16 protein-coding genes and 1 tRNA gene are annotated in these 14,881 nt (G+C 62.7%); 4 read left to right on the top strand and 13 right to left on the bottom strand.

All coding sequences use genetic code 11. From position 1 onward, the window contains the following. Positions 1-33 precede the first annotated feature (33 nt). Complete coding sequence (locus tag AUR66_RS04200; protein WP_058571240.1) at positions 34-252, top strand: DUF7535 family protein; 219 nt, start codon at positions 34-36, stop codon at positions 250-252. 45 nt (positions 253-297) lie between these two features. Here AUR66_RS04200 and AUR66_RS04195 read toward each other — a convergent pair whose 3' ends face one another. The 12 genes from AUR66_RS04195 to citZ all read right to left on the bottom strand — a co-directional run bounded on the left by AUR66_RS04195 (position 298) and on the right by citZ (position 10,857). Next, positions 298-1,296 (bottom strand): ornithine cyclodeaminase family protein, encoded by a 999-nt coding sequence (locus tag AUR66_RS04195; protein ID WP_058571239.1) that lies wholly within the window; start codon positions 1,294-1,296, stop codon positions 298-300. A gap of 231 nt (positions 1,297-1,527) precedes the next feature. Continuing rightward, entirely contained in the window at positions 1,528-3,171 is a 1,644-nt protein-coding gene (gene thsB / locus AUR66_RS04190; protein ID WP_058571238.1) for a thermosome subunit beta, read from the bottom strand. A 215-nt stretch (positions 3,172-3,386) separates the two neighbouring features. Beyond that, on the bottom strand, positions 3,387-3,779 hold the full coding sequence (locus AUR66_RS04185) for a DUF7383 domain-containing protein (protein WP_058571237.1): 393 nt from the start codon (positions 3,777-3,779) through the stop codon (positions 3,387-3,389). 66 nt (positions 3,780-3,845) lie between these two features. Then, on the bottom strand, positions 3,846-4,016 hold the full coding sequence (locus AUR66_RS21760; RefSeq protein WP_191965802.1) for a hypothetical protein: 171 nt from the start codon (positions 4,014-4,016) through the stop codon (positions 3,846-3,848). A gap of 463 nt (positions 4,017-4,479) precedes the next feature. Further along, a tRNA-Ser gene (locus tag AUR66_RS04180) sits at positions 4,480-4,560 on the bottom strand. Positions 4,561-4,593: 33 nt separating this feature from the next. Continuing rightward, positions 4,594-4,800 (bottom strand): hypothetical protein, encoded by a 207-nt coding sequence (locus AUR66_RS04175; protein ID WP_058571236.1) that lies wholly within the window; start codon positions 4,798-4,800, stop codon positions 4,594-4,596. After that, positions 4,797-5,183, bottom strand: a complete 387-nt coding sequence (locus AUR66_RS04170; RefSeq protein ID WP_058571285.1) for a Rid family detoxifying hydrolase — start codon at positions 5,181-5,183, stop codon at positions 4,797-4,799. The genes AUR66_RS04175 and AUR66_RS04170 overlap by 4 nt, the downstream gene beginning before the upstream one ends. Positions 5,184-5,241: 58 nt before the next feature. Continuing rightward, positions 5,242-5,448, bottom strand: a complete 207-nt coding sequence (locus AUR66_RS04165; RefSeq protein ID WP_058571235.1) for a hypothetical protein — start codon at positions 5,446-5,448, stop codon at positions 5,242-5,244. 23 nt (positions 5,449-5,471) lie between these two features. Beyond that, complete coding sequence (locus AUR66_RS04160; RefSeq protein WP_058571234.1) at positions 5,472-6,470, bottom strand: cytochrome d ubiquinol oxidase subunit II; 999 nt, start codon at positions 6,468-6,470, stop codon at positions 5,472-5,474. Beyond that, on the bottom strand, positions 6,463-7,884 hold the full coding sequence (locus tag AUR66_RS04155) for a cytochrome ubiquinol oxidase subunit I (RefSeq protein ID WP_058571233.1): 1,422 nt from the start codon (positions 7,882-7,884) through the stop codon (positions 6,463-6,465). The genes AUR66_RS04160 and AUR66_RS04155 overlap by 8 nt, the downstream gene beginning before the upstream one ends. Positions 7,885-8,077: 193 nt before the next feature. Then, the gene (gene ilvA / locus AUR66_RS04150) at positions 8,078-9,289 is read right to left on the bottom strand and encodes a threonine ammonia-lyase (RefSeq protein ID WP_058571232.1); all 1,212 of its coding nucleotides are present in this window, start codon (positions 9,287-9,289) and stop codon (positions 8,078-8,080) included. Positions 9,290-9,717: 428 nt separating this feature from the next. Next, positions 9,718-10,857 (bottom strand): citrate synthase, encoded by a 1,140-nt coding sequence (citZ, locus tag AUR66_RS04145; RefSeq protein ID WP_058571231.1) that lies wholly within the window; start codon positions 10,855-10,857, stop codon positions 9,718-9,720. Positions 10,858-11,175: 318 nt separating this feature from the next. On the opposite strand from citZ, the gene AUR66_RS04140 reads away from it, so the two are divergent. Continuing rightward, the gene (locus AUR66_RS04140) at positions 11,176-12,384 is read left to right on the top strand and encodes a potassium channel family protein (protein WP_058571230.1); all 1,209 of its coding nucleotides are present in this window, start codon (positions 11,176-11,178) and stop codon (positions 12,382-12,384) included. A 6-nt stretch (positions 12,385-12,390) separates the two neighbouring features. Here AUR66_RS04140 and AUR66_RS04135 read toward each other — a convergent pair whose 3' ends face one another. Further along, positions 12,391-12,681: a DUF7536 family protein gene (locus tag AUR66_RS04135; protein ID WP_058571229.1), complete on the bottom strand. Its 291-nt coding sequence runs from the start codon at positions 12,679-12,681 to the stop codon at positions 12,391-12,393. Between the two features lie 125 nt (positions 12,682-12,806). Between AUR66_RS04135 and AUR66_RS04130 the strand changes: the two genes are divergently transcribed. Further along, positions 12,807-13,763, top strand: coding sequence for a succinylglutamate desuccinylase/aspartoacylase family protein (locus AUR66_RS04130; RefSeq protein WP_058571228.1), 957 nt, complete (start codon positions 12,807-12,809; stop codon positions 13,761-13,763). A gap of 6 nt (positions 13,764-13,769) precedes the next feature. Then, positions 13,770-14,873, top strand: a complete 1,104-nt coding sequence (locus AUR66_RS04125; protein ID WP_058571227.1) for a pyridoxal-phosphate dependent enzyme — start codon at positions 13,770-13,772, stop codon at positions 14,871-14,873. Positions 14,874-14,881: the final 8 nt, after the last annotated feature.

The following is a 14,881-nucleotide window of genomic DNA, read 5'->3' as shown; positions in this document are numbered from 1 at the left end:
CATCTTATCCTCTCGGCCAACGTACAGGAATCCATGAGCGAAGAGGAATCCCTGTCTCTCCCGGAGAAGGCCTACCAAACTGTCACGCCGGGGTCGAGCACGCGTCCCGACATGGAGATGGACTCTATCGGGTGGACGATGTTTCTCATCCTCGCCGTGCTCTTCGTCCCGCTCTTGCCCTTCATCGTCATCGTGTACGTGTTCTCCAAACTGTTCGATTACCTCGCGGCACAGCGTGGGTCCGGGGAATAACGTGAAGAAAGAGGAGAACCGCTAGCGGGTGGATTCGTCGTCGAGTTACTCGTCGGCGAGGCCCAGCAGGTCGAAGGCGTAGCCGTTGTCGTTCTCGATAGCGTGTTCGTAAGCGACGTGTGCGGCTGCGACGTCCTGAATCGCGAGTCCGGTCGAGTCGAAGACGGTGATGCCGTCGTCGTCGGTTCGGCCGTCTTTGCTTCCTACGACGATTTCGCCGATTGCGCCGTAGATGTCGTCGTCGGAGAGGACGCCCTCGTGGTACGGGACGTTGATTTCGCCGGAGTGAGTCGTCTGAGCGTGGTCGTCGATGACGAGTTTCGCGTCCAGAAGCACCTCGTCGGCGAGTTCGTGCTTGCCCTCCGCGTCGGCACCCATCGCGTTGATGTGGGTGTGGTCGCCGACGGCGTCGCGGGGGACGATGGGCGATTCGACCGGCGTGACCGTCGAGAGCACGTCACACTGAGCGGCCTCCTCGATGGATCCTGCGCGGATGTCGAACTCGGCTTCGAAGGCGTCGATGAAGTCGGCGACGCGTTCTTCGTCGAGGTCGGAGATGACGACTTCCTCGATGTCGCGGACCTCGCTGATTGCGCGCAGTTGCGTGTACGACTGGACACCAGCACCGATGATACCCATCGACGAGGCGTCTTCGACGGCGAGGTAGTCGGTGGCGACTGCGGCGGCCGCGCCCGTGCGGAGCATCGTCAGTTCCGTGCCGTCGAGGAGCGCGAGGGGGAACGCGTTCTCGGGGTCGGAGTAAATCATCGTGCCCATGACGGTGGGGAGGTCGAATTTGTCGCCGTTGTCGGGGTGGACGTTGACCCACTTGATGCCTGCTGCGTCCCAGTCGCCTGCGTCGAGGTATGCGGGCATCGACCGGAAATCGCCGTTGTACTGCGGAAGGTCGATGTACGACTTCGGCGGCATCTGGGCGTCGCCAGATTCGTAGGCGGCGAAGGCGTCCTCGATGGCCGAGATGAGCTCCGGCATCTGGACGTTCTCGTGGACGTCGTCTTTGTTCAGTAGCAGCGTCTTGCGCATGGAGGCACGTTCCCGTACTACCTACTTAGTTCGTTCTATTTCTGGATGCAAGTCCAACTCTTACTCTGAAAGTGAGAGAATCGTCCAACTTGTTTAGAGTGTGACTAGTTGACACAGCGTGTCACGGCGAGCGGTGCAGTGGCTACTCGGGTCAGCGGTGTCTGTCGAAAAAGAATCGGTCTGTCGTGCGGTGCTGGCGTCGGTGTGGGTGTATAGGGTATTAGCCTAACTTCACATTGCGCCGCCCATGCCGCCCATACCGCCCATGCCACCCATGCCGCCGGGTGCGCCGCCCTCTTCGTCGTCGTCGCCGCCGGTGGAGAGGTCACCAGCAGCGATGATGTCGTCAATCTTGAGGACGAGGTTCGCGGCTTCGGAGGCGGAGGCGATAGCCTGCTCCTTGGCGTGGGCCGTCTCGACGACACCAGCCTCGAACGCGTCTTCGACGTCGCCCGTGAAGACGTTCAGGCCAGCGCGGACCTGTCCGTCTTCGTGGGCCGACCGGAGGTCGACGAGCGTGTCGATGGAGTCGAGACCAGCGTTCTCGGCGAGGACGCGCGGGACGAGTTCGAGCGCGTCGGCGAACGCTTCGACGGCGAGCTGCTCGCGGCCGGAGACGGAGTCCGCGTAGTCGCGGAGGCGCGAGGCGAGTTCGACTTCGATGGCACCGCCGCCAGCGAGGACGCGGCCGTCGGCGACCGTCGAAGCGACGACGTCGAGGGCGTCCTGAACGCCGCGTTCGAGTTCGTCGACGACGTGGTCGGTCGAGCCACGGAGGAGGAGCGTGACGCCGTGGACGTCGTCGCCGATGCCTTCGACGTAGAACAGTTCGTCGTCGGCGTCACGGCGGATGGAGGCCGTGCCGAGGTCGGCGGACTCGATGGAGTCGAGGTCCGAGACGATGGACGCGCCCGTGATGTTCTTGAGGAACTTGACGTCGGACTTCTTCGTGCGGCGGACCGCGAGGATGCCCTTCTTCGCGAGGAAGTGCTGGGCGAGGTCGTCGATGCCCTTCTGGCAGAAGACCACGTCAGCGCCGGAGTCGACGATCTGGTCGACCTTCTTCTTCAGCTGCGCTTCTTCCTGGTCGAGGAACTTCTGCAGCTGGTCGGGGCTCTCGATAGAGACGTTCGTGTCGATGTCGGTCTCTTCGACTTCGACGGGCTCGTTGAGGAGGAGGACGTCGGCCTCGTCGAACTGGACCGGCATGTCGTCGTGGACGGGGTCCTTGTCGATGACCGCACCGGTGAGGAGTTCGGACTCGGACGCGGAGCGGCCGGTCTGCGTCTCGATGGAGATGTTCTCGAGGTCGACGACGTAGGAGCCATCGTCGGCTTCGACGGTGACCTGCTTGACGGCGCGGACGATGAGGTCCGCGAGGAGCTCCTTGTTGAGTTCGGAGCTCTTGCCGGTCATCGAGGTCTCGGCGACCTTCTTCAGGAGTTCTTCGTCGTCGGGTTCGACGCGCTCTGCGATGTCGTCGACTTCCTCGCGTGCCTTCTCGGAGGCGAGGTTGAACCCACGGATGATGGCCGTCGGGTGGATGTCCTGTTCGAGGAGGTCCTCGGCGTTCTTCAGGAGTTCACCCGCGATAGCGACTGCCGTCGTCGTGCCGTCGCCTGCTTCGTCTTCCTGCGTCTCGGCGACTTCGACGATCATCTCGGCCGTCGGGTTGTCGATGTCCATCTCCTTGAGGATGGTGACACCGTCGTTCGTGATGGTGACGTCGCCCATCGAGTCGACGAGCATCTTGTCCATCCCCTTCGGACCGAGTGTGGAGCGTACTGCTTCTGCGACCGCTCGTGCGGCGCGGATGTTGTACGCCTGCGCGTCGCGGTCTTTGACGCGCTGGGAGTCTTCACCGAGAATGATCATCGGCTGACCCTGTTGCATTCGCTGGCTCATAGACACCCGCTGATTGTTTGTGATTCTATATAAATGCTACGCCGAAGGTTCGCGGGTCGAATTCGTCTCACGGAACGCGCAACGCACGTAATCGAGAGATAGTGCCGCCCTCACAGTGGTTTCGGGCCTCTGTGTGGGACGCCAACGCATGGCACAATTGGGTGCGATTATCCTCGATTTATATACTATTCGTCGACCGGTTCTTTCCAGTGGACGGTTATGGTCCCGACGGCGAGGGCGTCGTCGCTCGACTGGTCGCGCACGACTTGAAGCGTGTTCGTCCCACCGACGAGGTCCGCGCCGACGATGGTGTCGACCCAGTATTGCCAGCCATCTCTCGGCGGGATATCGAACCCGGAGAGTGGGTCGCCGTTGATGTGTATCTCGTGACCGTAGTCGCCGACGTCGAACGCCTGAATCCCAAGATACGCCTCTCGAGGGTCGTCAGTCGGGACGTCGAACTCGAACACGTCCGTCTCGTCGCCGACGTCGTCCGCCCAGTCGAGATTCAGCGCGTCGTCGTCGGGGTGGAGGTGCGACCCGACAAATATGGTCGCGTAGTTCGCACGGTGTGGCACACTCGAAGGTTACGAGTGCGTCGATAAAAATGGAAGTGGCCAGATAGCCGAGACTGGCCTCGCGCGTCAGTTTTCGTCTGGAAGTTCGTCCGCGATGAACTCCCCGGAGATGTCGTCGAGCGAGGGCTCGTCGTCTTCACCGTCTAACACCTCTAATTCTTGTTCGTACAGCCGTTCGGTAAGCTGGGTCCGCTTGTTGAGGCCCTTCTTCTCACGGCCGCTTTTGGTGTCAGGCATTGTCAAACGTGGTATTGTGTCGCATGGTGATGAATGTTTTGGAGGCGGTACCGAGACGGGAGGTGTCGCTGTCGAAACTCGAACGGCACATCCTGTCGGCCAATAACTGTGTTGTAGATTGTTATTGTATCCGTGTCACAATATACTTGTTCGCCGTTCTCTGCCGCCGAGAACAGTCACGACACTGTTGACGGTTGGAGGCGAACGTTATTGGATTCGGGAGAATAGTGTGGTTAGTGCAGGTCTGGTCCGGTCCGGGCTGTCTTCGGAAGAAGCGCCAGGAGAGGGATTTGAACGCCGTGAGACGGACGTCTCACGTACTCACGCTCACTTCGTTCGCGTGAACTCCACTCGCAACGCTTCGCGTTGCTCGCTAGTTCAAATCCCCTCGTCAACGTTCTCCCGAACTCGCCGTCCGCAGCGCGACGAGACGCGCTGCTACGAGAGTTGAGTTCGGAAGAAGCGCCAGGAGAGGGATTTGAACCCCCGATCCCAGAGGGAACACGCTTTCCAGGCGTGCGCCTTACCGCTCGGCCATCCTGGCTGGCTTACACCGCAACGTTTCCGCCTGACTAATTTAAGCCCTTCCTTTCCGTTCGAGTCGTGGCTCGATGACGTATGTCACAGACGCGACGACGACACCGGAGACGATAGCCACCGCTGCCACGGCCCCGAACGACGCCTCGATACCGAGGCCAAGGAGGGTCGCAGTCTGTGCGAGGACGCCCACGAGGAGGAGACTCACCGCGCCCCACGCGAGGGCAGACCGAGTTCGACGGTTCACTCCTCGTCGACGATGGCGACGGCTTCGATTTCGACGCCGACGCCCTTCGGCAGGTTGCCGACTTCGACGGCAGACCGGGCCGGTGGTTGGTCGTCGAAGTACGTCGCGTACGTCTCGTTCATCTCCGAGAAGTCGTCGATGTCGGCGAGGAAGACTGTCGTCTTCAGCACGTCGCTGGCGTCCGCGCCCGCCTCGTCGAGGATGGCCATCACGTTGTCGAGCGACTGCTTCGTCTGCGTGGCGATGTCTTCGTCGTCGAGGAGTTCGCCGTCCGGCGTCAGGGGAATCTGGCCGGCGGTGTAGAGGAGCGAACCGTTCGTCGTCGCTTGACTGTACGCACCGACTGCTGCCGGCGCTTCGTCCGTCTCGATGACGCGCTTCATACCGGCAGATTTCGCCACGGCGTGATAAAATAGGTGGGAATGGCGGCGTAGTCGGGCGTTAGACCGACTTTCCGGAGAGACCGATTCCGGCCGCGAGGACTCCCGAGACGAGCAGCATGCCCATCCCGAGTGCGGTGACGACGTCGCCGTCGTTCAGTGCGAGGGCAGCGACGGCGATGCTGACGACGACCATGAGGAGGCCGAGGAGCGTGAGGGGACTCGTGAGCGATTCGACGGTTGGTTTGGTGTTGGGGAGTGTGACCATGATTTTCGAGTTGGAGTGCGTGTTCAGGAGTACGATTCACCTGCGTCGATGGGGCCGCTGAACGTCGAGTAGAGGATGCCGAAGTAGGCGAACACCAGTGGCAACAACAGTGCCGCCGAGACGGTCATGATGTTCAGCGGGAGTATCGAGACGATGGCGTCCGAGACGGAGAGCCCCGCAGCGGGGTCTATCATCGGGAACAACAGCGCCGCGACGAGGCCGACGAAGGCGAACACGAGGACGGGAACGCTCCCGAACGCGAGGGTGTAGCGTTCGCGTCGGAGCGCCACCACGTATCCACCGGCGGCGAGGAGTGTGACGACGACGAGTGCGAGCGGAATCGGCGCGAGGACACCGAGGTCAGGACGCATCACGACGAGGTAGCCGAGCACGACGACGACGAGGGCGAGGTAGGCAGTGATTGCCTTCGGCCCGTACGAAGCCATGTCGCGCTGGAGGCTCCCGCGTGTCTTCAGACCGAGGAACCCGACGCCGGCGACGATGGTGAGTGCGACGACAGCGAGGGCGACGACGACGCCCGGCAGCGACACCAGTGACTCGATGCCGAGGAGCCAATGGGCCGCGAAGAGGCCGAGGAAGAACGGCGCACTCACGCTGCCGACGACGAAGGCCCGGCCCCACCACGTCTGCCACGCCTCGTCGTGACGCTGCTCGTACATCTCCGGGGCGAGGCCACGGACGATGAGTGCCCCGAGGATGGCGAACATGAGCAGGTAGTGACGGCTGAACAGGTTGGCGTACACTGCGGGGAACGCCGCGAAGAGAGCGCCGCCGAAGACGACCAACCACACTTCGTTGCCGTCCCAGAACGGCCCGATAGCGGCGAGGAGCGTCTCGCGTTCGTCGTCGTCGTCGCGGGTGGCGAACAACGCGCCGACGCCGAAGTCGAACCCATCGAGGAACAGGAACATGGCGAGGATGAAGAACACCAGTCCGAACCACAGATCCTGAAGCGGAAGGCCGAACAGCGGTTCGGTCGCGAAAGGCCCGTAGTCAGTCATCGCCAGTCACCCCCTTCGGCGCGGGCGAGTCAGTCGTCTCGATGCTGTCGATACTCGGCGGTCCCTCGCGGATGATGCGCCGGACGACGTAGGTGTAGAGGGCCAAGAGCCCAGTGTACACCAGTGCGAACCCGACGAGTGTGATGGTCGCTTCGAGTCCGGTCAATCCCGGCGAGACGCCGTCTTGCGTCTTCAAGATGCCCTGGATGACCCACGGTTGCCGGCCGACTTCGGTGACAATCCACCCGACTTCGACGGCGAAGATGCCGAGGAGCGACGACCCGACGAACGCCTTGTGCAACAGGTCGTCGTCGTACAAGTCACCGGTCAACCACCGATATCCGGCCCAGAAGGCGAGCAGGATGAACCAGAACCCCGCGGCGACCATGAGGCGGAACGACCAGAAGACGATGGCGACGGGGGGTGCCTCCGTCTCGAACTCGTTCAGCCCCGTAATCTCGGCCTGTGGGTCACCGCCGCTGGCTAACCACGACGCCCCACCGGGAATCCCGATGCCGAACAGTTCCTTGGCGCGTGGGTCGGTAATCTGGTCGAGGCTGGTCGGGATGGCGAAGATGTACTCGGGGACGTAGCTATCCGTCTCCCAGACTGCCTCCATGGCCGCGAACTTCTGCGGTTGCGTCTCGTAGACGTGACGCCCGTAGGCGTCCCCGTGAATCGCCTGAAACGGCGCGGTGACGAGGAGGACGACGATAGCGACTTTCAGTGTCTTCCGCCAGAAGCGGGCCGCCTCTCTGTCGTCGTCGGCACCGATACCGCGACGCCAGATGTGATAGGCCGCGACGCCGGCCATAAACAAGGCGACAGATAGGACTGCCGCGTTCTGCATGTGGACGAACATCCACGGGAACCGTGGGTTGGCGTAGGCGGCGATTGGGTCGACGAGCAGGACGACGAGTTGTCCGCCTTCCTGCGCGAGTTCGAACCCGCGTGGCGTCTGCATCCACGAGTTGGCGACGAGAATCCAGACTGCCGAGAGCCACGTTCCGAGGCCGACGGCGACGGCTGACACCATGTAGAGGGCGTCAGAGACTTTCTCACGGCCGAAGACGAACACACCGAGGAAGGTCGCTTCGAGCATGAACGCCATCATACCCTCGGTGGCCAACGGTCCGCCGAACAACTCGCCGGCGGCCGTCGAGAACGCTGCAAAGTTCGTCCCGAACTCGAATTCGAGGACGATACCTGTCACCGTCCCGACGACGAACGAGACGGCGAATATCTTGGTCCAAAAACGACGCAACTGCTCGTACACCGGGTCGTCCGACCGAATGTCTTTCCACGTGAAGTAGATGAGAAACGGGGCGAGGCCCATACTCATCACGGGGAAGATGATGTGGACGATGGTGGTGAGCGCGAATTGAAGTCGGCTGGCTATGACTGGGTCGAGCATAGTGTGGGGAGTGTCTGAGCGTGGCGAGACGGACGGCAGGTGCCGACAGAGCCTCAAAAAGTACCTAAGAACTGTGGGTAGTCAATGCGCACGCCGTTTCCCACGAGCTGAAAACCATCGTAGCCCGGGTTAAACACTCGAATTCTGGATATTCGCTCTTTTGGAATGGCCGATTTTGTCGGGTATCTCCGACTCAGTCGAGGACTTCGACTTCGTACCCCTCTCCACGGAGCGCGGTGAGGAGTGTGTCGACGTGTTCTGGCCCTCGCATCTCGAGGTCGATTTCGACCTCTGTGGCGTTCAACGCAATCTTTCGCGAGGTCCGGTCGTGCCGAACCGCGTAGATATTCGCTTTCTTGTCGGCAATAATCTGGATGAGTTGCTCGAGTGACCCCGGTCGGTCTTTGAGTTCGGTTCGAATCTTGAGGTACCGACCTGTCTCGACGAGGCCACGCATCACCACGGTGGTCAGCGTGTTCATGTCGATGTTGCCACCGCACAGCGCGGGGACGATGACCTCGTCCGCTTCGAAGTCGAACTTCTCGAAGATGAGCGCCGCCAGCGCCACCGCGCCTGCGCCTTCGACGAGCGTCTTCGAGCGTTCGAGCAGGTACATGAGTGCGACGGCAATCTCTTCGTCTGAGACGGTGACGACTTCGTCGACGCGTTCTTGGATGACGTCGAACGTCTTGTCCCCGATTCGCCGGACTGCGATGCCGTCGGCGATGGTGTCTGCCTCGTCGATTTCTTGTACCGACCCTTTGTCGAGCGAATCTGCGGCGCTGGAGGCCTGTTCCGCCTGCACGCCGACGACGCGAACGTCGGGGTACTGCTCTTTGATGGCCGTCGCGATGCCGGAGATGAGGCCACCGCCACCGATGGGGACGACGACCGTATCGAGGTCAGGGCAGTCCTCGGCGATTTCGAGACCAATCGTCCCCTGGCCGGCCATCACGTACTCGTCGTCGAAGGCGTGGACGTAGGTTCGGCCCTCTGCCTCCTCGATTTCGTGGGCTTTCGCCTGCGCCTCGTCGTAGTCCGCGCCGTGGAGGACGACGTCGCCGCCGTAGCGCTCTGTCGCTTTTACCTTCGTGATGGGTGCGTACTCCGGCATCACGATTTTCGAGTCGACGCCCGCCCGTGTCGCCGCGAGTGCCACGCCCTGTGCGTGGTTACCGGCACTGGCCGTCACCACACCGGCGCGCTGTTCGTCTTCGGACAGCGTCGTGATGCGGTTCATCGCGCCGCGAATCTTGAACGACCCCGTCCGTTGGAAGTTCTCCAGTTTCAGGTGCACCTCGGCACCAGTCATATCTGAGAACGTGTGCGAGTATTCGAGCGGTGTGCGTCGGGCAACCGCTTCGACGCGCTCGCGGGCGTCTTGAACGTCGGAAAGAGAGAGCATGGTCACGAATCGCCGCCATTCGTGTTTAATCGTTCGGGATAGTTTCCAATCACCGGCGTGTTGTCAACTCACAAGGGCCGTCGGGCGCCGTCGCTCGCCAATCAGAATGTGGGGGAAAGGGGGAATGCACGCGTGTGACGTGCAACTGTGTTTCTGCGCCCTATGTATATAAACGTCTCCCACCCGCGGTGAAAGTGAAATCGCAAGACAGCGGCGACCTGAACTCGGTGTATGACGCTCGTCATTCAGGTGTCGTCTCAGTGCTAATTCGTTGATGTGATAATTGGACAACAACTCGTCCACCACGTTCGTCGTAGACGCCTGACAGGAGCAGACGGTCGCGACTCTCCGGGTCTCGTCTCACGGATACCACACGACAGACGCATCGCTCGGCAGCGACTCAAAAAGAACCCGTGCCCGTGTCGTCTCTACCGGTCGTCCAGCGCGGGGAACTCGAGGTCCTTCTCGCCGACGTAGCGAGCGCGTGGCCGGATGAGACGGTTGTCGTCGTACTGTTCGAGGATGTGTGCAATCCATCCGCCGGCGCGCGAGACGGCGAAGATGGGGGTGTAGAGGTCGATGGGGATGCCCATCTGGTAGTACGTCGACGCGGAGTAGAAGTCGACGTTGGGTGCGAGACCCTTCTCCTCGCCGATGTACTCCTCGATGGCGACCGACATCTCGTACCACTTCATGTCACCGGCGGCCTCGCCGAGTGCCTCGGACTTCTCGCCGAGAATCTTCGCGCGGGGGTCTTTGACGTTGTAGACGCGGTGGCCGAACCCGGCGACGCGTTCGCCGCGTTCGAGGGCGTCTTTGACCCACTGCGTGGGGTCCATGTCGCTGTCGTCGACGTCTTTCAGCATCCGCATGACGTTCGCGTTCGCGCCGCCGTGGAGCGACCCCGAGAGCGTGCCCACTGCCGAGGTCACTGCACTGTACATGTCCGAGAGCGTAGACGCGGTCACCATCGCGGAGAACGTCGAGGCGTTCAGACCGTGGTCCGCGTGCAGGACGAGGGCCATGTCGAACGTCTCGGCGAGAACGTCGTTCGGTTCCTCACCGTTGAGCATGTAGAGGAAGTTCGCTGCGTGGTCCAGGTCGTCGCTCGGAGCGACGTAGTCGTCGCCGCGTCGGAATCGCGCGTAGGCGGCGAGGACCGACGGCATCTTCGCGGTGATGCGCTTTGCCTTCTCGAGGTTGACCTCGCGGTTGGTCACGTCCTCGAAGTCTGCGTCCTCGTCGTACGCCGACATCGCCGAGACGAGCGTTCGGAGTGCCGCCATCGGCGACTCGTCCTGCTCGGCGAGTTCACGTGCCACGTCGAGAATTCCATCGTTCAGGTCGCGGTGCGCCGCGAGTTCTGTGGAGAACGCGTCGAGTTCGTCACTATTCGGAAGTGTCCCGTGCCAGAGGAGATACAGCACTTCCTCGTAACTCGCGTCGCGTGCGAGGTCATCGATGTCGTAGCCGCGGTAGATGAGTTGTCCAGCGTCGCCGTCGATAAAGCTGAGCTCCGACTCGGTGACCAGCACACCTTCCAGCCCCCGCTTCAGTTCGCCTGACATACCCGGAACGTTGCTTACCATATCAAAAAAGCGTTATCGTTTCCCTGCATATGTTATCGACCGGCATACACATACGATACGAGCGCTGTCGTGCGATTCTGAACACACAGACTGACTACACGCACTCTCGACAGTTGTCGTAATTTATTCCCTCATTATACGGGGTTGTCTCATCATCGGCCACGGGCGTGTCTCTGTGTGGCGCGCGACTCGGTCGCCCGCCCATGTCATATGTGATGACGACGTAAGACTAGTCGAGAAACGGTGGCACCGATATTCCTGGCAAGTCTTTTCCCGTCACGTCGTGAAGGCGGGCGCATGAATCCGGAGGACGTCGAGTACGAACCTGTGAGTGTGAAGGCCGTACTCGCAGAGATGAAAGATACGGCGGAGTTACTCATCGACCTCTCGTACTCGTCTGTCCTCCACGGGAACGACGAACTCGCGGCCGAGGTGCTGGACCTCGAAGAGCGGATGGACATCCTGCAACTGCAAGCACGCATGAGTCTGATGATGGCCGCGCGGAGTCCCGAAGACGCAGAAGAGCTGTCTCCCGTCCTCGGTGTCGTCGGCGCTGCGGAGAAAATTTCGGACGCTGCGGGCGACATCGCGAAGGTCGTCATCGAAGATATCGGCCTGCCCGACGCCATCCGCGCCGCTCTCCCCGAGGCCGTCGAGACGACGATTCGCTGTGAACTCACGCCGAATTCGCCCTACGTCGGCCGGTCACTCGGCGACATCAACATGGAGACGGAGACGGGTGTCCGGGTCGTCGCTATCCACCGCGCGGGCGAGTGGGTGACCAACCCGGACCACGAGACTACCCTCCGCGCGGACGACGTCCTTCTCCTCCGCGGCCGCGACGAGGGTCTCCGAACCGTCCACGAGGCGGCGACGGGAGCGCCGTACGACCCACCCGAGGTCGAAGAATCGACCATCGAAGACCTCGAACGCGCCGTCGACTCCATCGTCCTGATGAAGGACATGAGCGAACTCGCCGTCGACCTCGCGTACGGCGCGGTCCTCTTCGATAGCGAAGGTGTCGCCGAAGAAGTCGAAGAACTCGAAGCGGAGGTCGACGCGCTGAAGTCGCGCTTCGAGGCGTGGACGCTCCGCGCGGCGAGTCGCGTCGAAGACCCCGTCTCCCTCCGTGGCCTCGTCCAACTCGCCAGTGCGACGGAGATGATAAGCGACGCAGCCCTCGAAATCGCCGAGGGAGTCCTCCGCGGCATCGACGCACACCCAGTCGTCGCCGCGGCAGTCAAAGAGTCCGACGAGGTCATCATCCGCCTGCGCGTCGCGCCCGGGAGCGTCCTCGCGAACTCGACGCTCGGCGACCGTCGCGTCAAGACCGAGACCGGAATGCGCGTCATCGCGGTTCGCCGCGCCGGCAACAACGAGTGGGTCGTCTCACCGGGGCCGACCACCCGACTCCACGACCGCGACTTGATAATCGCCAAGGGGACGCGCGCCGGGGCAGAACGACTCGGAGAACTCGTCGGCGACGAACGCGAGTTCGACGAGTAAGTAGAGTCAGAGTGTTTTGCTCAGTCGATACGCCGACACGAGCGTCAGCACCGTCGCCACGAGAAGTGCCGTCGCCGACGCGAGCACGAACGCGAGGATGAGGAACCAGCCTTCCGGCCCGAGGACGGGATACTCGCGCGTGCCCGCGAACGGACCGAACAGTTCCAGCACGCGGAACAGATAGGCCACGACGGCGAGTCCGAGGCCGACGACGGCACCGATGGCGGCGTTTCGCGGCACGTCGAGCGCCTGGACGAGTCCGCCGGCCGGCGGTCGTTCGGGAACGTCGTCTGTCACATTCGCCAGTTACGACCCGGTGACCAAAGCGGCACCGCTTTTTCGACGTCTCGACCACTCGCCGGGGACGTGGCGATACTCGCCGGACCGAACCCCTAAAGGGAGGTGGGTCCGAGTTTCGCGATATGATTACCTTGGGAACGGCGAGTGCGGCCCCCGGGGAGATGGACGTGGGCCGCCTTGAGGTGGGTGAATCGCGCGACGGCGGGTCCGTCGGCCTGCCTGTCGCCGTCATCAACGGCGCGTCGTCCGGAAAGACGCTCTACATGCAGGCCGCCTCGGACGGCGACGAACTCAACGGCGTCGGCGTCATCCAGCGTGTCGTCCCACAAATCGACCCTGCGGAACTCTCCGGCGCGATTCTCGTCGTCGGTATCGTGAACTACCACGCGTTCCAAGTCGCCCAGCACCGCAACCCCATCGACGATACGAAGATGAACCGCGCGTACCCCGGCGACGAACGTGGGACTTCGTCAGAGCGCATCGCGGCCGCGACGTTTCAGGCCGCCCGGCGCGCCGACCTCATCTTGGACCTCCACCAGGGGTCGACCAGTCGGATGATAAACGAGGTCCGCGTGCGCTGTGGTCGCCACCACCGGATGCACGCCAAGTGTCTCCGTCTCGCCAAGACCTTCGGGTGTGGCTACGTCCTCGACCAGAAGGGCCCCGATGGCCAACTCGCCCGTGCTGGCCCAGACGCCGGGATTCCGACCATCGACCCCGAACTCGGAGGCTGTGTTGGATGGGACGAAGAGAGCATCCGCAAGGGCGTCGAAGGCGTCCACAACGTCCTGCGCGGATACGGGTTCGTCGACGGCGACGTCGAACTCCAAGCGCAGACTCGCGCCCGCGGATTCGACCAGTACGGGTCGCCCGCCGGCGGTCTCGTCCGCTTCAAGCGTGACCTCGGCGAGAGAGTCTCGTCGGGCGACGTGCTCTTCGAAGTCACCGACGTGTTCGGCCAACTCAAAGCCCGCGTCACCGCCGACCACGCCGGTATCTTCTGGCGCACCCGACGACTGCCGCAGGTCGCGAGTGGCGAATACGTCTGTTCGGTCGGCATCGACATCGACACGTACTAACTGACGATGACAACGAGCAATCCCCTCCCGTCTCACCTCCGTCTCGACTGTCCCGACTGTGGGTCGACCTTCGACCAGTGGCGCTGGCGGTGTACCTGTGGCGAACCGCTCGACTTCGCGGCCGACTTCGTTCCCTCGGTAGCGACGCCCGAAGACGCCGAACTCGACTTCCGTCGTGGCCTCTGGGCGTTCGACGACTTTCTCCCGACGGACCCGCACGCGACGCTCGGTGAAGGTATGACTCCCCTCGTCGAGGCACCCGAGTGGGACGCCTCGTTCAAACTGGAGTACGTCTTTCCGACCGGGTCGTTCAAAGACCGCGGGGCGACGACGACGCTCTCACTGGCCCACGAACTCGACGTGGACCGCGTCGTCGAAGACTCCTCGGGGAACGCCGGTGCCGCCATCGCCACCTACGCCGCACGCGCCGGCATCGACGCCGAAATCTACGTTCCCGCGTCGGTGAAGCCCTCGAAACTGCGCGCTATCGAACGCGCCGGCGCGAAACCCGTCCGTATCGAAGGCGACAGACAGGACGTGACCGACGCCTGCGTCGAGGCCGTCGAGGCGAACGACGCGTGGTACGCGAGCCACGCCTGGAACCCCGCGTTCTTCGCGGGGACGGCGACGTTCGCGTACGAACTCGCCGCGCAGCGAGACTGGAGTGCACCCGACGCCGTCGTCACACCACTCGGACACGGGACGCTCTTCCTCGGTGCCTACCGTGGCTTCCAAACCCTGTACGACGCGGGGTGGATAGACAGTATGCCGCGCCTCTACGGCGCACAGGCCGCTGGCTACGCTCCAATCGCGGAGGCCCGCCACCGAACCCCGACCGAGACGAACGACGTCGCCGACGGTATCCAGATTCTCGACCCCGTCCGCGAGTCGGAGATTCACGAGGCACTCGACGAGACTGACGGCGACGCTATCGCGCTGTCGGCCGACGCAGTCGAAGACGAACTCGACAGACTCCACCGCCACGGGTTCTACACCGAACCCACCTGCGCCGTCGCACCCGCCGCGCTCCGTGAACTGCGCATCTCGGGCGTCATCGACGAAGACGACGACGTGGTCGTTCCGCTGACGGGCAGCGGTCTCAAGACCTGACGGCCGAA

Origin of the sequence: Haloferax profundi, assembly GCF_001469865.1 — an archaeon.
In the GTDB taxonomy this organism is placed as follows: Archaea; Halobacteriota; Halobacteria; order Halobacteriales; family Haloferacaceae; genus Haloferax; species Haloferax profundi.
This window is presented reverse-complemented; position numbering and strand designations above follow the sequence as displayed.